The organism is Candidatus Tisiphia endosymbiont of Nemotelus nigrinus, from assembly GCF_964026475.1.
Classification (GTDB): domain Bacteria; phylum Pseudomonadota; class Alphaproteobacteria; order Rickettsiales; family Rickettsiaceae; genus Tisiphia.
Map to the genome: position 1 here is coordinate 1,114,290 of NZ_OZ032151.1, position 19,957 is coordinate 1,134,246.

General features: G+C 32.3%; 16 protein-coding genes and 1 other RNA gene. 6 read left to right on the forward strand and 11 right to left on the reverse strand.

Translation table 11 applies throughout. The annotated features are described in order from the left end of the window. Nucleotides 1-49: 49 nt before the first annotated feature. The 5 genes from AAGD39_RS05290 to AAGD39_RS05310 all read right to left on the reverse strand — a co-directional run bounded on the left by AAGD39_RS05290 (nucleotide 50) and on the right by AAGD39_RS05310 (nucleotide 3,495). A complete protein-coding gene (locus AAGD39_RS05290) occupies nucleotides 50-532 on the reverse strand; it encodes a ClpXP protease specificity-enhancing factor SspB (RefSeq protein ID WP_341756344.1) in 483 nt (160 codons plus the stop codon). A gap of 204 nt (nucleotides 533-736) precedes the next feature. Beyond that, nucleotides 737-1,084: a transfer-messenger RNA gene (ssrA, locus tag AAGD39_RS05295) on the reverse strand. A 28-nt stretch (nucleotides 1,085-1,112) separates the two neighbouring features. Beyond that, nucleotides 1,113-1,409, reverse strand: coding sequence for a hypothetical protein (locus AAGD39_RS05300; RefSeq protein WP_341756345.1), 297 nt, complete (start codon nucleotides 1,407-1,409; stop codon nucleotides 1,113-1,115). An 87-nt stretch (nucleotides 1,410-1,496) separates the two neighbouring features. After that, nucleotides 1,497-2,723, reverse strand: a complete 1,227-nt coding sequence (locus AAGD39_RS05305; protein WP_341756346.1) for a DEAD/DEAH box helicase — start codon at nucleotides 2,721-2,723, stop codon at nucleotides 1,497-1,499. 562 nt (nucleotides 2,724-3,285) lie between these two features. Beyond that, nucleotides 3,286-3,495 carry a cold-shock protein gene (locus AAGD39_RS05310; RefSeq protein ID WP_341756347.1) on the reverse strand — a complete coding sequence of 70 codons (210 nt, stop codon included), beginning with the start codon at nucleotides 3,493-3,495 and terminating at the stop codon, nucleotides 3,286-3,288. A 426-nt stretch (nucleotides 3,496-3,921) separates the two neighbouring features. Here AAGD39_RS05310 and AAGD39_RS05315 point away from each other — a divergent pair, with 426 nt between their 5' ends. Further along, the gene (locus AAGD39_RS05315) at nucleotides 3,922-5,808 is read left to right on the forward strand and encodes a DUF3857 domain-containing protein (RefSeq protein WP_341756348.1); all 1,887 of its coding nucleotides are present in this window, start codon (nucleotides 3,922-3,924) and stop codon (nucleotides 5,806-5,808) included. Nucleotides 5,809-6,063: 255 nt separating this feature from the next. Here AAGD39_RS05315 and AAGD39_RS05320 read toward each other — a convergent pair whose 3' ends face one another. The 4 genes from AAGD39_RS05320 to AAGD39_RS05335 all read right to left on the reverse strand — a co-directional run bounded on the left by AAGD39_RS05320 (nucleotide 6,064) and on the right by AAGD39_RS05335 (nucleotide 9,864). Next, complete coding sequence (locus AAGD39_RS05320) at nucleotides 6,064-7,350, reverse strand: citrate synthase (protein WP_341756349.1); 1,287 nt, start codon at nucleotides 7,348-7,350, stop codon at nucleotides 6,064-6,066. A 69-nt stretch (nucleotides 7,351-7,419) separates the two neighbouring features. Then, nucleotides 7,420-8,625, reverse strand: a complete 1,206-nt coding sequence (locus AAGD39_RS05325; protein WP_341756350.1) for a dicarboxylate/amino acid:cation symporter — start codon at nucleotides 8,623-8,625, stop codon at nucleotides 7,420-7,422. Nucleotides 8,626-9,132: 507 nt separating this feature from the next. Further along, entirely contained in the window at nucleotides 9,133-9,447 is a 315-nt protein-coding gene (gene cutA, locus AAGD39_RS05330) for a divalent-cation tolerance protein CutA (RefSeq protein ID WP_341756351.1), read from the reverse strand. After that, nucleotides 9,448-9,864: a 6-pyruvoyl trahydropterin synthase family protein gene (locus AAGD39_RS05335; RefSeq protein ID WP_341756352.1), complete on the reverse strand. Its 417-nt coding sequence runs from the start codon at nucleotides 9,862-9,864 to the stop codon at nucleotides 9,448-9,450. Between the two features lie 1,033 nt (nucleotides 9,865-10,897). Here AAGD39_RS05335 and AAGD39_RS05340 point away from each other — a divergent pair. The 4 genes from AAGD39_RS05340 (at nucleotide 10,898) to rpsD (ending at nucleotide 15,519) form a co-directional block, all read left to right on the forward strand. Then, nucleotides 10,898-13,051, forward strand: coding sequence for an LPS-assembly protein LptD (locus tag AAGD39_RS05340; RefSeq protein WP_341756353.1), 2,154 nt, complete (start codon nucleotides 10,898-10,900; stop codon nucleotides 13,049-13,051). 10 nt (nucleotides 13,052-13,061) lie between these two features. Beyond that, on the forward strand, nucleotides 13,062-13,949 hold the full coding sequence (locus AAGD39_RS05345) for a SurA N-terminal domain-containing protein (RefSeq protein ID WP_341756354.1): 888 nt from the start codon (nucleotides 13,062-13,064) through the stop codon (nucleotides 13,947-13,949). Between the two features lie 20 nt (nucleotides 13,950-13,969). Next, nucleotides 13,970-14,788, forward strand: coding sequence for a 16S rRNA (adenine(1518)-N(6)/adenine(1519)-N(6))-dimethyltransferase RsmA (rsmA, locus tag AAGD39_RS05350; protein ID WP_341757243.1), 819 nt, complete (start codon nucleotides 13,970-13,972; stop codon nucleotides 14,786-14,788). Between the two features lie 113 nt (nucleotides 14,789-14,901). After that, nucleotides 14,902-15,519 (forward strand): 30S ribosomal protein S4, encoded by a 618-nt coding sequence (gene rpsD, locus AAGD39_RS05355; RefSeq protein WP_341756355.1) that lies wholly within the window; start codon nucleotides 14,902-14,904, stop codon nucleotides 15,517-15,519. Between the two features lie 789 nt (nucleotides 15,520-16,308). Here rpsD and AAGD39_RS05360 read toward each other — a convergent pair. Both AAGD39_RS05360 and AAGD39_RS05365 read right to left on the reverse strand, forming a co-directional pair. Continuing rightward, nucleotides 16,309-17,670 carry an ankyrin repeat domain-containing protein gene (locus AAGD39_RS05360; RefSeq protein WP_341756356.1) on the reverse strand — a complete coding sequence of 454 codons (1,362 nt, stop codon included), beginning with the start codon at nucleotides 17,668-17,670 and terminating at the stop codon, nucleotides 16,309-16,311. Between the two features lie 261 nt (nucleotides 17,671-17,931). After that, the gene (locus AAGD39_RS05365; protein ID WP_341756357.1) at nucleotides 17,932-18,594 is read right to left on the reverse strand and encodes a hypothetical protein; all 663 of its coding nucleotides are present in this window, start codon (nucleotides 18,592-18,594) and stop codon (nucleotides 17,932-17,934) included. A 645-nt stretch (nucleotides 18,595-19,239) separates the two neighbouring features. Between AAGD39_RS05365 and AAGD39_RS05370 the strand changes: the two genes are divergently transcribed. Continuing rightward, nucleotides 19,240-19,776: an invasion associated locus B family protein gene (locus AAGD39_RS05370; protein ID WP_341756358.1), complete on the forward strand. Its 537-nt coding sequence runs from the start codon at nucleotides 19,240-19,242 to the stop codon at nucleotides 19,774-19,776. Nucleotides 19,777-19,957 lie beyond the last annotated feature (181 nt).

A 19,957-nucleotide genomic window follows, 5' to 3' on the forward strand; every position in this document is an offset into this window, starting at 1 on the left:
CATATTTTTAATTCAGGAGCAGTACATTGTCATCTAGAATTCATAAGTTTTACACGGGCTTACGGGGTTTTCGAAATTTATCCAAAACTATTATATTATCTGCTGAATTAGATTTACTTCTAGAATCAACATCCCCCTTAATTGTTTCTCTTTTTTTTGTGTCTGATAATTGATTAGATTTAATTATTTTTGGTTTAAATTTTAGGCTATAACCACTATTAGGATCAACAAAACTGATCAGAGAATCAAATGGTACGTTGATCGTTTCTTTGATGCCATCAAAACTAACCGTTACAGAGAATCCATTACTCCCTACAGTTAAATCTTCAAATTGATATTGCATTACTATAGTTATTTCTTTTGGATAGCGTTCTTTTATCCTAGAAGATAAGATTACAGCAGGGTTATCAGTTCTATAAGAAATATACAAAAGTTGATTCATCTGCAACTTATCCACATGAACTCTTGCAAGAATCTTTTTTACAAATTCTAACATACATTCATTAAGAAATTGTTGATATGAGTTGTTCATAGTTATAAAATAAATAAAATAATACTCTATAGCTAACCTGATTAGTATTTAGTCATAGTAAATTGGCGTTTATTAGCAAGGAGCTACTTACAGTAGTGACGAAGCAATCCTATTTTATGTTAACCTTGCGAAAGTAGGTATATTAGATTCCCGTTGTTGCTAAGAATGACAATTTACCAGTAGTTAATCCAATCTAATTATTATAGTGGGGCTTTTTCTGTTGCCCGGTTAAGCCCCTTAACCGCGTAGGATTAAGCAGCTGCTAGAGCTTCATTTCCTACGAAACGTTTATTATCATTTGCGTTTCTTTTTTTTAACCCAACGACACAAGGTCCGGCGGAATTATACCGAGTAAAGATAATTTTTTTATTAAGCACGTCGATCCTATTTCGCCCCCATAAAGTTTTTATTACAAAATATATCTCAACTTTCTTGGTGGAAGCGCCGGGTACCGCCCCCGGGTCCGCAACCTCTATTCTAAATCACGTTTATTACAATAGCTACAAAAGTAGCATTCATATGATACATCAATTATAATAGGATGTAAAGACCAATTTCAACCAAAACTATTTAGACACTGTTAACAAAGCTTATTTAATTGGTGAATAAAGTCTTTTTTGCTGCAAATTATAAGATTTTTTTGAAATAGGTATACTATTCCGGCAAAAATCTTATTAATTTTCGCTAAAAAATCCATTAATTCACCAATTAAATAAGCTTTGTTAACAGTGTCTAAAACAAAGTCTCTAACCGTTATTGCGAGAAGCCACTTTAGACGACGAAGCAATCCAAAAGTTGCAACAGCACGTTGTTTATTTGGATCGCCACGCCACTTCGTGGCTCGCGATGACGGTTGTTCGTTCTTATAACCTAGCACTACAGTTGTAAACTGAATAAATTATAGAAAATTTGAGGGTTTTCTTTACAATATGGTTTCTAGTTTTTGAAATCTACAACTGTAGTGTTAGGACGCTCTGCTACTTCTAGGACGACCAGCATAAAGCTTTCTATCGTTATTATTACGAGGAAAATAACTTTTTCTAGCACTATTGTTGCTATTATTACCATTAAATGGTCTTCTACGGTTCTTACGTCCTGTCATTTCTTCTCTTGAAGTACTTTCACCTTGATTCATTAGACGATCAATAGCTTTCCACCTGATATTATCTTCTGGCGAAATGAAGGATAATGCACAGCCTGAAAGCCCCGCTCTACCAGTTCTACCTATTCTATGCAAGTAATCTTCTGGAGACATTGGTAAGTCATAATTGATAACATGCTGTGTATGGGGTATGTCTAAGCCACGAGCGGCAACGTCTGTTGCCACCATAATTCTATGACGAGAAGAGCGAAACGATGCAATTACACGATCCCTTCTACCTTGCGTCAAATCACCATGGATAGCTTCAGCCTTATGGTCTTCAAACTTTAACATTTTTGCCAACTGATCAGCCCCACGCTTAGTTTTTACAAAAATAATTATAGAACCATCTCGTTGATTTAGTTGTTTGATAAGCTCAGGAAACTTTTCTTTATCAGAAACACGCAAAGTTTCTTGTTTTATTTGAGAGGCAGCCTGAGTATTTGATCCGATAGTAATACGTTTAGGATTGCTCACATATTTTTGCGATAGTGCAATAATATGTTTTGGCATAGTTGCTGAAAACATTAAAACCTGCCGTTTTTCAGGTATATATTTATTTATTTCTTCCAACTGCTCTTTCATACCCATGTCAAGCATTCTGTCCATCTCATCAAGTACAACTAATTGAACTGTATTTAATTTTAAGCTACCACGCAGTAAGTGATCTATAATACGACCAGGTGTTCCAATTACAACTTTAGGATTTGCCTTTAGCTGCATAAATTGTTTATGCATTGGTTCACCTCCTATTAAGACCGCACTGGGAAGCTTAATTTGAGTAGTCACATTAGTTAAAGTAGTGCGTACTTGACTAGCTAATTCCCGAGTTGGTACAAGTACCAATGCCATTGATTTAGTCTGTATAAAAGAATTGACGATTGGTAGTAAATAGGCAAGGGTCTTACCCGAACCAGTTTGACTAGAAGCAAGAATATCACTACCTTGCATCGCGATCGGTATAGCCTCTCTTTGAATTTCCGTAGGAGAGGTGATGTTCATCTGTTCAAGTGATATAATCACTTCGTTTGGTAAATTAAAATTTTTCATTATTAAATCCAATATTATAAATATTATTTATCTTAAATTAAAAACACTCAAATGCTTTTGGCGCTTATATCTTTAAATTATGATATAAGCCTAAACATTGGTGCTACGCACCACGTAACAAAATGGAAGAAACTACCAAAATATGTGCAGTTTCTTAGAAGTGTCTAAAGAATTGGAAGGTAAAACGTAATTATATATTCCAACTCTTCAAAGCATCTGAGTAAACAATATTCTATACCTTTAAAAAAAGAATAAGTTTATGATTAAGTTCTTATGTTATAAAGCGGGTTATTAATTAATTTGCATAGTAAAAGCGGCTGTAATTATAAATACAACAGAAAATGCATACTCTTTTGCTTTGAAAAATTATTTTTCAAATCCATTTCCCCAAATCATTCGAGTATACTTAAATAGTCCAATAAAGTTACAGCTTTACTTACAGTGAACACTGAATTACAAAAGATAATGCACAAAGTGTATAAAAAGATGATACTACCCAAAATTCACTAGTTTAATAACCACTCATAAATTTTGAGTAGTTGCTTGTAGTTTTAAATAAATATTACTTTATTTGCAGATTAACAGCGGAAATTTTCCCCTTATTGTCTTCTAGATCAAATCCTATACTTTGACCCCCATTAAGATTACGAATCCCGGCACGCTCTACAGCTGAGATGTGGACAAAAACGTCACTCCCACCATCATCTGGTTGAATAAAACCAAAGCCCTTGGTTGTATTAAACCATTTGACCTTACCTACTTTAGTAGTCATAAAAACCTTTTAGTATAGAGTTACTTCATCTGAACTTAATTCGCAACTCTTCCATAGAAATTAAACCAAATAATCTACTAGTATAAGGTTTTTATGCTATTAAAGAGTTAATTATTAAACTCAATGAGCATAGTACTCTTTTTCTTAATAATTGTCAACAATGGATAAGAAAATATACATAGATTTTATATTTTTCTTTAAAATAACAGACATTTTAGCACAGTGCCTCTATTCATTCAATAATGTGGGAGATAAAAGTTTGTGAATAGGGAGTAATGTTAGTCGGGTTAGCTATACAAAGTCGTCTTTATTTAATTTTTATCTTGCTAAACTTTGTGATTTTTGCTACTAATCATCCTTGATATTTGGAATTTGATTTATCGATTTTTTTACAACTAGCAGCTAGCTTCCTATAAAATTATTACAATGAGTTATTTTAAATTTTTCCTTCACCTAGTATTATTAGTATTTTTAATAAACCACTCCGCTCAAGCTAGATGGAGTAGCTATGAAGATGCCCCTATTGAGATTAAATTTTATAATGACGATATTAATATTAACCAAGATGGCACTTCTGAAAACATAACGGAAATGCATGCAAAAATACTAAAAGAATCAGGTCGCGATGCTTTCTCCCAATATCGCTTAACTTATAATGAGAATAGTTCTTCAATTTCTATATTAGAAGCTAAAACTATTTATCAAGGACAAGAATATATAGTTACTAAAGATATGATTGAAGATAAACCACTAGCTTGCCCTGGCAAAGGTTTTGATCAATTAAAACAAATAACCATATCATTTCCTAAAGCAGAGCTTGGAGCTGAAATATATTTAAAATATAAATATGTTGAAACAAAAGTGCCTGTAGATAACTTTTATGGTGCTACTATATCTTACGGTATGAACAGTTATTTTAAGGCAAGTCACACTAAGATTAATTCCAAATTACCTTTAAATATTAAAGTAAACGATCCAAAGGGCGTATTAAAAGTTATTAAAGACGCTGAAAGTGATTTTCATTCGGCAGAAATTATCTTAGAAAAACCTGTTTACAACGCCCTAACAAATGAACCAAATAATGGCATATTAAATATCAAACATTCTACTTGGGTATCCTTATCAAGTTTAACCAAATGGCAAGATTTGGCTAAACAACTTGCTCCTGGGTATTCCAGTGTAATTAATCAACCACTTCCTGCAATTTTTATGAATATAGCGGAATCTGCCATAGATAAGAATACTGACGAAGAAAAAATTAATTTTGTCACTTCTTCGTTGAATGAAAAAATTCAATATATGGGAGATTGGCGGACAGTATCGGGTCGTTATTTCCCTAGAGACTTAGAAAAAATAGCTAGTTCACAAATTGGCGATTGTAAAGATTTTTCTGCAAGTACCGCTGCTATCTTGCAGAAACTTGATTATAAAGTTCAACCTATTTTGGTAATGAGAGGTGTTACTAATTTTTCTAACCCAAATTCCTTACCTAACATAGGGAATTTTAATCATGTGATGCTTAAAGTAACTAATAAAAATGGTAAAGCATATTGGATTGATCCAACAAATCTTGTTAGTATGGCACAAGGGGTGTTCCCAGATATTGCTAATAAGATAGCACTGGTATTAGATATTCAAGAAGCCGGTTATACCAAGATTGCCTCTATACAGCCTGAAAATTCACAAACTATATTACGCAATGAATTAGTTATACAAAATAATATTGTAAAGGTATCTGGTCAGCTTGATTTCAAGGGAGAAACATCACTAAATCTAAGCGGTCAGGGGTTATATGCTTCAACTGAACAGTTGAAGGATTCTGCTTTCCGCATGTTGAGTGGAGAATATCTGAATGAAGAAGATAAAAAATTCTTAGAATTACCTGATCTTACTTCTCGTATTGTCAAGGATCTTACAATCAAATATGCATTACAGCAAAGAAATAGAATTTCCAAAACAAATATGGGAGCTGCTTTAAGTTTAAGGTCTAGTAGTAGAATGGAGGATATCACTGATATAGCTTTTGACCAAATATCAGATATCTTTATAGGGATACCTGAAACTAATAAGAAATGTATGACTATAAAAAATATTATAGTTAAAGACTGTAAAAAATTAAACTTTGAGATTGATACTCCTTGGATATATGTAAATAGATCATGTAAATATCAGAATAAAGATACTATATTCACAGATATAATAACCATAAAACAGAGCTTGATTACCCAAGAAGAATTAAAAACTTCTCAATATAAAAATCTTAAAACTAAGTTAGAAAATGAATTTGCTCGAGTTGCCATAATATTACCCTAATATACTACGTATTCTTGCAATGACAAAGGAGTTATCTAGGAGGCTGTCGGAGATAACTAATTAATTATATTTTGAGCTATTTTTAGGCGAAAATAAATAGGATTTTTGATAGGATGTGTACCTATTTCAAGAAAATCCTGTTTATTAGCAGCCAAAAAGAGCCAAATATAGAATTACTTTAGTTATTGCAGGCAGCCTCCTAGGTTCTTATATCATAATTTAAAGATATAAGAACCTAGGGCCTCAAAGGGTTAGCTATCTTTTATCATAAGGCATAAATTCTCTTTGTACATACCCAGTATATAATTGCCGGGGTCTGCTAATTTTTTGTTCTGGATCCTCATGCATCTCTTTCCATTGCCCCATCCAACCGACAGTTCTTGCCATAGCAAATAGTACTGTAAACATCTGTGATGGTATACCCATAGCTTGATAAATAATACCGGAATAAAAATCGACATTCGGATAAAGTTTGCGATCGATAAAATATTGGTCACTGAGAGCAATTTTTTCAAGCTCAGTAGCGATTTGTAGTAAGGGGTTATTACGGTTTCCTAACTCATCCAATACTTCTTTGCAAGTCTCTCTAAGTACAATTGCTCTTGGATCATAACTTTTATAAACTCGGTGACCAAAACCCATTAATCGGAACGGATCATTTTTATCTTTTGCCCTTGCGATATATTCTGGAATACGGTTTATGGTACCAATTTCTTTCAGCATATTAATTACTGCCTCATTAGCTCCACCATGTGCTGGACCCCATAAAGAAGCTATGCCAGTACTGATACAAGCAAATGGATTAGCTCCGGATGATCCGGCTAAACGTACTGTCGAAGTAGAAGCATTCTGCTCGTGGTCAGCATGGAGGATAAATATTTTATCTAAGGCATTTTTTACCACCTGACTTACCTTGTATTTCTCACAAGGTGTTGAAAACATCATATAGAGAAAATTTTCAGTAAAATCCAAACTATTATCAGGATAGATAAAGGGTTGTCCTATTGAATATTTATATGCCATTGCTGCAATAGTTGGCATTTTGGCAATCATTCTAATAGCAATCAATTCACGTTCATTTTCTTCTATATTAAAAAAATCTGGATAAAATGCAGATAAAGATCCTACTACAGCTAGCATAATTGCCATGGGATGAGCCGAGGGGCAAAAAGCCATAAATAAATTTCTAAGCCGCTCATTAATCAAAGAATGATGCGTAATCTTCTGGGAAAAAGATTTATATTGATTGATAGTTGGTAATTCACCATTTAGCAGCAAATAGGCTACCTCTAAGAAATTACTTTTTTCCGCTAATGTTTTAATATCATATCCCCGATATCTCAATATCCCCTGATCACCATCTATATAAGTCATAGCTGATTTACAAGCTGCTGTAGACATAAAGCCAGGATCGTAAGTGAAATAGCCTGTTAATGAATATATACTGCTAACATCAATAACATCTTGACCAAACGAGGCTCTTTTTATTGGTAAATTAAAAATTTTATCACCTATTTTTAACTCAACATTTTCTATAGTCATACATCCTCAATTTTATCATACTACTTTATCATATTTTTTGTTGCCCACTAATACTAAAATTCTAATATTTTACACCGAATTATATGTATCTTTATCCAGAGTACCTTCGCTATTATCGATAATCAAGGTAATTGTTGCATCACCTGTAATATTAATAGTCGTACGTAACATATCTAATATCCTATCAATTCCAGCAATTATAGCAACCCCTTCAATCGGTAAATTAATTGAAGACAGCACCATAGGTAGCATTATTAAAGAAGCCCCTGGAATACCAGCTCCACCTATAGAGCCAAGAGTTGAGGTAATGATAATGACTAAATAATCATGTAATGCTAAATCTACACCCATCATTTGAGCAAAAAATATGGTAGTAAGAGCTAAATTTATTGCAAAACCATCCATATTTATCGATGCACCAAGAGGTAGTACAAAAGAAGTACTAGATTCAGATATACCTAGTCGTTCGCGACAAACTTGCATAGTGGTGGCAAGCGTTGCCTTACTACTAGAAGTAGAAAAGGCAAGCACCTGATATTCTAGACTTTTTCTATAAAAAGGTAGTGGTGATATTCGACAGAACAGATAAATTAGCATACCAAAAATACCATATTGACATATCATGGCAATAACTACCGCAGCAACTAATCTGGACAAGCTAATCATTACATCAAAGCCCTGCGTGCCAACTATCCAAGCCGTTAAAGCAAATGCACCATATGGCGAAAGTTGAATGATCATGGAGATCATTTTTAACACTATTTTTGATAATATGTGAAATAAATTCTTAATCGGTGTAGCACTAACATCCATTTTATTTAGTACAAGTCCAAAAAATATTGCAAAGAATACAATTTGCAAAACATTAGAATTGGCAAAGGAACCCACTACATTTTCAGGTACAATATTTACAAAGAAATTAAATATATTAAAGGATTTATCTTGTGAAATATTCTGTGCAACATCAAAATTAATGTGTACACCATGTCCCGGTTTTAATATAAGTGCAACTGTAATACCAAAAACTACGGCAAAGAAGGTAGTGCCTAAAAAAGCTACAACCGCCTTTAGCCCTACTCTACCAAGAGAAGCAGGGTCACTCATACTAGTTATACCAGATACTAAACTAAAAAATATTAAAGGAGCAATAATCATTTTGATCAAACGCAGGAAAATATCTCCTACCGGTTTTATGTAAGATACATATTCAGGAAAATATATACCAAACAATATACCCAAGATTAATCCCAATGTAACTTTTTTCCATAATTTCATTATTATACTTAATTAAATTAAAGAGTGTTTTGATTAAACTTATTTTGCTGATTTCATATGACTGTTTATAGTAAAAAGCAGCTGTATTATAGCTAACTCAACTAACATTACTCCATCGTTGCGAGGAGAACTAAGGTTGACTAAGCAATTGTACGATGTCATTCCCGCGTAGGCGGGAATCTAGACACTGTTAACAAAGCTTATTCAACTGGTGAATAAAGTCTTTTTTGCTACAAATTATAAGATTTTTTTGAAATAGCTATATTATTCCGGCAAAAATCTTATTAATTTTCACTAAAAAATCCATTAATTCATCAATCAAATAAGCTTTGTTAACAGTGTCTAGCTCCCTACATTCGTAGGGATGACACAAAAATTGCTTCGTCGCTACTATTAAGTAGCTCCTCGCAATGACGGAGTAATGTTAGTTGGGTTAGCTATACAATAATACAACTCATTTTTACTATAACTGAGTAAATTTTAGCTCTAATAAACACTCTCTTAAAATTAGATACTTTGAGTTACCCAGTTTAAATACGCCGGTAGCCCATCTTGAATATCGAGCTTTATTATTTGTGGAAGATCATAATTGTGCATATCAATAATCATCTTTTCTATTGCATTGTAGTTATCAGACTTGGCTTTTACTACAATACGATATTCTGGTACAGAAGATATCTTGCCTTCCCATTTAAAATAGCTGACTATATTGTCTACTTGTATGCAAGCAGATAGATTTGCTTCCAACAAACTAATGGTTAGCTTGTCTACTACCTGTTGGTTATCGGTCGTAGTTAAAATTACACAACATCTTTGTACCACTTATACCTCAACAAAGCAATTAGGTGTTTCAAATAATTTGACTTTTGTAATAAAAAAAGAACTATTAGTAAATAATTTTGGCAAGATATCCAATTTTAAGTGTAATGCTATATTCTCTGCTGTTGGATTTTGTGGCATATAATATATTTTTTGACCAGTCCAACTACATATTCTATCACCTATCTCTCTATCATCTTGATGTAATATAAGATTATGATCAAAATTATCATCTGTCCAATTTTTTATTACCGATTTTATGTAACTAAAATCTACCACCATGCCAAGATTATCGACCACATCAGATCCAGCTGTAACTTCAAGGACATAACGATGACCGTGTAGAAATTGACACTTATTTTCATGCCCGATCACCCTATGACCTGCATCAAATTCAATTTTGCGAGTACATTTTATCATGTTTTAGAGCCTATTATTACCTATAAATATTTTATCAGCTCACCTTACGCATAACCCCCACGACAATTTAAAAATTGCAGAAAAGTACAAGACGCTATTAGAAACTGTTAACAAAGCTTACTTAATCGGTGAATAAAGTCTTTTTTGCTGCAAATTATAAGGTTTTTTTGAAATAGGTATACTATTTCGGCAAAAATCTTATTAATTTTCGCTAAAAAATCCATTAATTCATCAATCAAATAAGCTTTGTTAACAGTGTCTAGCGAAACCACGTAGTGGTTGTGGCAATCCACATTTATTCAATTGCTAATAAATAATAAAAATTACTTACATTATTAAACTAATAATAGGATATAGTCAAGGCATACTCAAATGATTTAAAGAATTGTTTTTTGAAAATATCAGGGACTCGCATACTCACGTGCTTATAATACGCTGCGTGTACTCGCCCCTCATTTTCAAATCCAATTCTTCAAATCATTTGAGTATATGCAAAAATTTTTCCAAGCAAACACCACGAATAAACGCCTATTTTTTACTTGAATACAATAAATTAGGTGTTATTTTTCCATTGCTACAATCATTGAATTTAATTATATCAGCTTGCAATGACGTATGCGTCTATTATAACTCATAATTGCGATAAGTGCATAAGCACCACGAAGCAATTGTAAGTTATAAGTATAATATAATATATATTGAAGTTAATGTAAACAATGATTTATATTGACTTATAAGGGCAGGGCGATTTAAAAGTCGCAATTAATGGTAGAAAAATTTGTTTTAGAAAATGCATAAACGTCATTGCGAGGAGTCGCAAAGCGACGACGTGGCAATCCAAAAGTTGCAGCGGCAAAAAATAAAACTAGACACTTATATCTTTAAATTATGATATAAGTGTCTAGTGTCACTTAATTGAAAATTAGTAAAATATTTCAAGAGACATTAATAGGTTATTGCTATAGAATGCCAAATTATGCAAATTTAGCTCTTATATTGGCATTATACCACCTTACTTCAAAAATTATCTTAAATGCGAATTTTCTGCAATTTATTGAGTCTCATTATTTTGTTACCGGTTTGTGGTTTTGCACAAGTTGATCAGCAAGGAATAGACAAGCGATTTAGCTTTTTGTCAACAGATTATATTGAATATAACCAAAAGGAACAATTTATTTATGCTAAAGGTAATGTTCAAATTATATTAGATAGTTATTTTCTAACAGCTAATTCCTTGATTTATGATATAAGACAAGATCAGCTCTGGGCTGAGGGAAATGTTAGAATTACAGAACAACAAAATAGAGTTCAAAATAAAGTTATTTTGGGAGAATTCGTCATATTAAAAGATAAGCTAAAGGCAGGAATAATTTCAGACTTTGTTTTACACTTTGGTGATAATACGCTTTTAGCGTCAAAAGTAGCGGAAAGAGTAAATGAAGATGTTTTTCGGTTGCATAATAGTACCTTTACTCCATGTAAAATACTATGCAACCAAAAACCTATTTGGCAAATTTCTGCAAAAAATACAGAGATAGATTTACATGAGAATAAAATGGTTTATAAGCATCTATTTTTTGAGGTATATGGTATCCCAATCTTTTTTACTCCCTATTTTTCTTATCCAACACCTAAGGCGTCTGCAAAATCGGGAATATTGATACCTGGAGTGCATGATAGTGCTTTAGGGATACCACTATATTATAGAGCTAAATCTAATCTAGATTTTACTCTAACTCCTAGGGTTTTCTGGAAAAAACATAATAACACATATACAATTTTTGAACTAGAAGCTCGTTACAAACCAAATGAAAGTGATTATATATCTTTAGATGCTAACTATGGTAAAGTACCATATTCCTTAAAGAATGGTGCTATAACGGTAAAAAATACTAAGGTAAACTCATATTATCTATTGAGCAATGGTAACTTCACCAAAAATGATTATCGATATGGATTTAAGTTACAACGTACTTCTGATAAAGCCTATTTAAAAAACTATTATAATAATTATACTCCATATTTGACTTCTAAGTTATATTTAGAACATGTCAATAATTACAATTATTTATTGATGGAAGGGATGTATTTTGAAGGGTTGGGAACAAATGATTCTAGTAACACCAATCCATTAATTTTCCCTAGGATTAGAACCAAGAATGTTATACCTTTAAATGACAATGAAACTACTAACCTAGTCGTTGAGAATAATGCATTAATTTATAAAGAAAGAAGCGGAAGAGAACTGGGGCAAGTTGCACTACAACTAGCAGTGGATAATAATTTTTTAACTTCATCTGGTCATTTATTTAATATTACCTTACGGAATAGATCAGACATATATTTTATTAATCACCTATATTCAAATAATTCTAGGCATAACAAGGTTCTTGCGAGGAATATACCAGAAATTCAAAATACTTGGCGTTATCCATTAGCTGGATCAATCTTTGATAAAGCTAGCCTGTTTATTGAACCAATTATATCGGCGACTATTGGACGCAAACATAATTCTAATAAGAAATTTTCTTTTATTGATCCATCAAAATATGAATTATCGGAAAATAATATATTTAGTTCGAATCGCTATAGTGGTATAGATCATCATGAATTTGACAATAGATTAAGTTATGGAATTAATTCTTCTATACTTTCAGAGCAAAATTATTCAAGTTTATTCCTAGGACAGACCTACAATAATAATCTTATTAATAACAAATCTATTGATAATATTGAAAATGTTGGCAGAATTTCTAGTAGTTTCTCTGATAAAATAGAACTGTTCTATAGATTTAGAAAAAGTAAGGATTTTAAGCCAATTAGAGATGAATTAGGTGGAAGTCTTAATTTTAAGACAATTCAGTTAACTGCTGGATTGGTTCAAATTTCTAATTTACAGAAATATTATTTTACCAATGAACTAACTGGTAATAAGATAAGACAACTTTACTATAATTTCACTTATCAATTAGCGGAGAATTGGTCAGTTGCTTATGATATGAGAGTAGATTGGTCAAAAAACAAAATAAATATTCTTTCTAAGAGTATCCAGGTGACATACTTGAACGATTGTGTTAGAATAGCTGGGAGACTTTCAGACACTTATATGGGAGATAATAGTAGAGGGATAAAAAAGGCTTCTGCTGTCCCCACTATTTCTGTGGGTTTAAAAATATTAAATATGTGAGTCTAAAATTATGAAGAAGTTATTTTGTTTAGTTACCATCATTTTTAACCTAACTATAGCAAAAGCAGAATTATCCAATATAGTTGCATTTGTTAATAATGAACCAATTACCTTACATGAATTTCTAGCTAGGAAACACATGATCATGGCGCTTAACAATATTTCTAATCCTGATCCTAAAACAAATAAGCAGCTTGATAAGGTGGCAATTAACAGCATGATTGATGATGTATTACTTTATCAGTCTGTAAAAGGCAAAAAAAGCTCTGATAGTGAGTTAAATGAATATATAGAGAGTATTGAGCAGCGTAACAAAATGGCAAAAGGGCAATTATTACAGTTTTTGAAGAGTAAATCTGTAGATATTAATAATTTTAAATATCAAATTGGTGCCGAAATTATCAAAATGAATATTTTATCTGGTATTTCGAGATCAGTTGCTATTAGTGTAAAAGAAATTGATGCTATAATATTAGCGACGAATTCTAAAGATGCAGAAATATCAGCACAGATTTTTACTTCAAAAGATAAAGATGATAAAACTTTGCAGAAGATGTGTGATTTACAAAAACGTCTTATAAATTGTTCTGATATTAAAGAATCTTTATATAAAGATTTTTCTACATTAGAGGTAATTAATCAAAATCTAAGTGCTCTAGATTCTACGCTGCAGACAATTATCAAAGATTTAAATACAGGAGCAAAAAGTAGTGTTTTCGAAATGCAAGATGGGTTTAAATTAATCTTAATGTGTGACAAGAAACTAATTAATGTTACTAGCGAGGAAAATAACTACATAGTGAATCTGCTAACCAATAGAAAAATGTCGCAAAAAGCACAAAAATACTTTGAAGATATGCGTAAGAAAGCATATATCAAAATAATGCTTCCTTTGTGATCTCAAATAATTTGAGTACCTTGTCTTCAATTGCAAAGCATGCTAGCAAACATGGTATTACTCCTATTAGGAAATATGGTCAGAATTTCATTTTTGATAGTAGTCTATGTGATAAAATAGTTCGAGTAAGTGGGCTGAAAGAACATGATTCTGTCTTAGAAGTTGGTCCCGGTACAGCCGGGCTTACTAGAGCTATTCTTGCCTGCCGCCCTAAATCTTTAACGGTCATTGAAACTGACGTTAGATGCATACCTTTACTTATGGAAATAAGGGAATTGTCTCCTAATCTGCATATTATTCATTCGGATGCTGTTAAATTTGAGCTATCAACCTTAAATCATAACAAAATAACTATCATTTCAAACTTACCTTACCAAATAGGTACAGAGTTAGTCATAAAATGGTTAAAAAAGTCGTCATTAATAAGTAATATGACTTTAATGCTGCAAAGAGAGGTTGTAGACCGAATATGCGGTAAAGTTGGCACAAAATCTTACGGAAGATTATCAATAATATCTCAGTTACTTTGTTCAGTTGAAAAATGCTTTGATGTTAATCCACAAGCCTTCTACCCTGCACCAAAAGTCCATTCTGCTATAGTTAAACTCATACCTTGTAACAACAATATGTTAACATCTGAATTAATAGAGAAAGTTGAGCTAATCACTAGACTAGCATTTGGCAAGCGACGTAAAATGATTAAATCATCTTTGAAAAAACTAACGCCACATATAGAGGATTTGTTAGCAGAATTAAAAATTGATAATTCTTGTCGGGCTGAAAATTTATCACCACAAGATTATTTATCTTTAGCAAGATTATATTCAAATTATTTTTAGTATACCCCTTCCTAAAATTAGTTTAAAGTAGATAATTTGAAAAATGAGGATTTGACTTTAATGCCTTAAATATGTATACTACAATTATATACTAAAATTATGAGATATAGAGCGTGACAAAAATTATTAGTTCTAAATATAAGGCGAGTAGAAGACTTGGTGTAAGCCTATGGGGTGATAGCAAGGATGCCTTCAATACAAGAAATTACCGTCCTGGTCAACATGGCCAGAATAGTATGATTAAAACTTCTGATTATGGCGTACACTTGAAGGCTAAACAAAAGCTTAAATGCCATTATGGTCGGATTAATGAAAAACAATTTAGAAATACTTTTGCTCTTGCACAAAAAATGAAAGGCAATACTGGTGAGAACTTCATAGGCTTATTAGAAAGAAGGCTTGATGCTGTTATATACAGAATGAATATTGCTCCAACGATTTTTGCTGCAAGACAGTTTGTTACGCATGGTCACATTAAGGTAAATGGTAAAAAGGTTGATATACCAAGCATGAGACTAAAAGAAGGAGATGTCATCGAGCTAAGGGAATCAGCAAAACAAATTCCTGTAATACTTGAAACAGCTACCAAACAGGAAAATACCGTGCCAGGTTATTTAAATTTTGATGCCCATTCATTGTCTGGTAAGTTTGTTAGAGTTCCAGTAATTTCTGATGTTCCGTACCCATTTGAACCAGAAGTACATTTAGTAATTGAATTGTATTCAAGATAGTTGGTCCAAATTACTTATTATATTTTTTGTGGACTGCTTTTTGTCATGCTTGCTAATAGACGACATAATGCTAATCGGGCTAGCTATAAGATTATGAATAATTTAATTATTTTCTTTACTTGGTATCTTGAACATTATTGATAGTCGATTGTTGTTGATCCATTAGTTTGTTCTTTTTATCTATTGAGTTAAGAAAAAATAAGTAGATGTTAGAAATCCAATTAGCATAGAAAGTTGATCCGCTAGAAGTGCCAAAAATTAAGAATAAATTAACAAAAATTTCTGTATAAAACTTAGCAATTTAGGATTTTTGATGTAAATTTTTGGTATAAAAAGGTGATTTTTAGAGAATTTTTGCATGAAGATTTGTTAACTAGTCGCTCCGTCAAAAAGGCTGTAGACATAAGAGATGATATATGTTCGTGGTCAAAAATTACATCAAAATCCATAAGATTTTCACCTTATTTTGTCAAAAACCTTATGGATTTTCAGAGCTTTATAGTTTAACAAAAGAATAATGTTTGTCATCCCTGCAAAAGCAGGGAACTAAAACAACATCTAAAAAGCCCTAAGGTATTACAGACTCCTGCCTATGCAGGAATTACACCTTTTGCATTTAAATATAGTAGTTGTTATATTCTAGACTTCTGACGGGGAGACTAGGAGTCTGTCGGAGAATAGCAAATTTACTCTAATTAATGATCAATTTTATAAAACAAGCCGTAGGGGGTACGGTCAATTTTTTTATTTTTCAAGATATTTGATATTCTTCGACAGACTCCTAGCTACCTAAATTTGATATATATCCAAACTGGCAAATTCTGCCCCTAACGGTTCTACCATTACCTCACGACAATACCAGTCACTATATTCCTCGAGTAATTCTTGACACTTCTCTAGATCATTTTTTAGTTTAGTATCAACGGTCTTCTTCATTATTGAGTTTAGGCAGTCTTGAACAGTAGCACCTTGCATCTCCAAAAATGGATCAAAAGGAGGCTCGTTGTTGCTATCTAACAAAAGCTTTAACGTTGGTAATTTTTCTTTAGTAGAGTTCATCTTACTTGCATTTAACAATAAAGCATGTGGTGCAGTTTCACCATTGTCAGCTTGTGTATTTACATTTGCTTTAGACTTTAACAGCTCTGTTACTATTGAAGGAATATTATAGTCAGAATACCAATTTAGTGTAGGACGTCCATTAACATCACCAGCATCTATATTAGCACCACGCTCTTTTAACTTTTGTAAAAGAGTAGGAGCTTCCTTACCTAACTCACACACCCAGTGTACAGCTGAAAAGCCAGTAGCAGTATCTTTAGCAGCGGGAATAAACTTTTCGCTTTGTATTATTTTTTCTATTATCTTTGTTACTATAGGTGTATATTTTTTAATATCTTCCACATATTTTTTCTTTGTATAAGCATTATCAGTATCTAAATATCCTTTCCTAAGTCTCCACATATGCTCACACAGTGCAGATAGCACAAGTTTTCCATAGCATGGTATATTAGGATTAGCCCCATCCTTTAGCAGCTCATCAACCAGGTTCGTATTTGGATTAAGCTTCAAATCATTACCTAGTGCTAATGCAGCCTGAAATAAAACAGTAATTTCTTGAGAATCCTGTAAATCTACATTTATCTTTACATCGTTAATTAAATATTCAATAATTCCTTTTTCTACATTATTTTGCACCGCTACATGTAGAGCAGTACGACCACCGTAATCTTGCTGATTAAAATCGTAATTATTATTACATTTTTTTATAACATCATGGGCTTTTTTAATCAAATCAAGGTTTTTTGTCCACACAGCCCACATAAACTCTGTGCAACCCTGTGAATCTACAAGGTCAGCATATGTATTCTTTGAAGAAAAAATATCAGATATTTGCTTTAACGCTTCTAATGTTTCTATAGATTTATCTGGATAGCATCTATACAATACGCATAGTGCAGAGAAAGGTGTAAGTTTTGTATTGGACATTACTTGCTGTCCAGTAATACATAACGGAGCAGTGGTCTGTACTGTTAAATCAATGTTAGGGTTAGACAATAATTGTTTTATCAACGGTATATTAGCTGATTGTATTGCATCAAATATTGAGTGCTGGGTAGTAGTAAGGCTGTGAATGTTTTTTTTTGACATATTTATATTCCTTTAGTGAATAATTATGGTTTTATGGAATTGTTGAACAATCAATCCCCAAAATTATACTCTTTTTCTTGAAGAAAAACTATAGTAAAATCCTGAGTATTATCAGTTGGAAAAGCTGCTTAACTATACACCTAGTACATTTCCTAACTTGCCAACTGTTATTTTATATGAATCTCAACATAAATAAACAGCCGAAAATCTGAAATTGACTCAGTATCAGATTCCGACGTATAACAGATGCGACTGAAACGTTTATAGAAGAGGAAGCACGCTGGTATCTAATGATATATCTCCAGCATAATCTACTTTGTCGTAGATATCACTAGTATTATAGCCATCAACAAAAGAGCTTTTTTCAGGTGAACTGTCATTATAATTTTCTGATTTTACAATTGATGTTGTATCTTTAGTTTTTTCATGATGAATGCTAGCATGAATGTTATTAATAATGTTATCAAAGAAAGAGACAAGTTTCTTAACAGATACTGATGATTCTCCATTATTACTTAATAAATTTGCATCTACGTTTGCTGCAGAAATAACAACTTCAGTATCAGCAATACAAGTATCAGAAGGTTTCAATATGACTTTTTCCTTATCACTTGCTGGTTCTGTAACTATAGTTGCTTCAGTTGCAGTAATGCCAGTTTCTTTATTGGTGTCTTTAATGATGGTATCAGAAGAAATTTTAGATTCAATAACAACGGGTGAAGAGATTGTTTCGTCAGAATATTTTCTACCAGGATGTTTTCTTAAATAATTATCTGAATAAACTGTTATGACAAAATTTATCTTCTCTTCTTCTCGTGTCCAAGAAGGAGTCCAAGAATCAAATCCTAATTTATTTAATGAATCCTTATACCAACCTAATGCAATAAGTTTCTTTGCTTCCTCTCTAGATATTTTTTCCAACATAACTTTTCTCCTAATAAATTAATTTGTTAATTAATACATGACAATGTTTTGTCCGTGTGCTACGGTATATACAACATTCTTATAAACTTGCAAGTACTATTTTCATTTATTTCAAAATTAGCTGAATGAGTATTATCTCTAGTATTTTTTAGCTTAGATTTTATTCAAATTCCTGTACGTAGCTTACAACTGCCGAAAGTTGGAAGAGGAAGATATTTTAAGTAGGGTAACGTCATTGTAAGAAAGACCTCAGGTCGATGAAATAATCCATAAAAGTAATAATAATATCAATAGTGCTTCGTCGGCCTTACGCTTTCTCGCAATAATGGTATGGAACTACCCTATATACAGAATGAATAGCAGTTATTATTCTTCTAGATTTAATTTTGAATTTATAATTGTTGTTTCGTATCAATGACGATTGACAAATGTGTTAAATTAAGATATACTTTATTTTAAGTTCAAGTAAGTAAAAATCTTATAAATTAGGATTTTAAGGAGTGGAAAAGGATGGATTAAGTGTCAAGTACAATAAAGGCAATTAATCATCAAAATATAACTTTCTTGGTTTACGCAAAGGGGAGGGGCAGTTTGAGTCTGTCATCGCCCACCGTGATAATATAAACAATTAAATAGTGGAAATTTATGACAAGTTATGTTAAAAAATCATTATTTGTTACACTTGGTCTTGCTGTAATAGGCTTAGGGTTATTTTTTGGTAATCCTATTAGAGTTGATGCGGCAATTAAAGAGGGACAAAAGTTTTCGGATTGGGTAGTTAACTGCAATACGGGCGCTGACAAAAAGAAGGTTTGTTTTTTAACTTATACTCTTAATTCTGCTAAGGATGGTAAACAACAAGTGGTAGCTATATATCAAGTAGGCTATTTGGGTAGTAGTGATAAGAGAAGTTTGAAAATGATACAAATAGTTCCTACTGATGTTTCTGTTGGTCCAGGTACGTCGATTATTAGTGCCAAAAAATTAGTTGCTCCAGGTAAGTACGTTAGTTGTACCAAAGATTCTTGTAACGCTCTTGCTGATATATCAGACAACGATCTTAAAACCATTTTAGTAAGTGATGGTAATCCTCGTGTGAGTTTTATGAATTCGGCTGGTCAACAGATAGATTTGCCATTTCCTACGAAAGGTCTTGAAGAAGGCTTGAAAGCTTTAAGGTAGCAATGTGAAAAGCGAATAGGAGATATTAGACTTCCTGCATAAGTACAATCTATCTAGCCGCTCCGTCAAAAAGGCTGTAGATATAAGAGATGATACATGTTCGTGGTCAAAAATTACATCAAAATCCATAAGATTTTTACCTTATTTTGTCAAAAACCTTATGGATTTTCAGAACTTTATA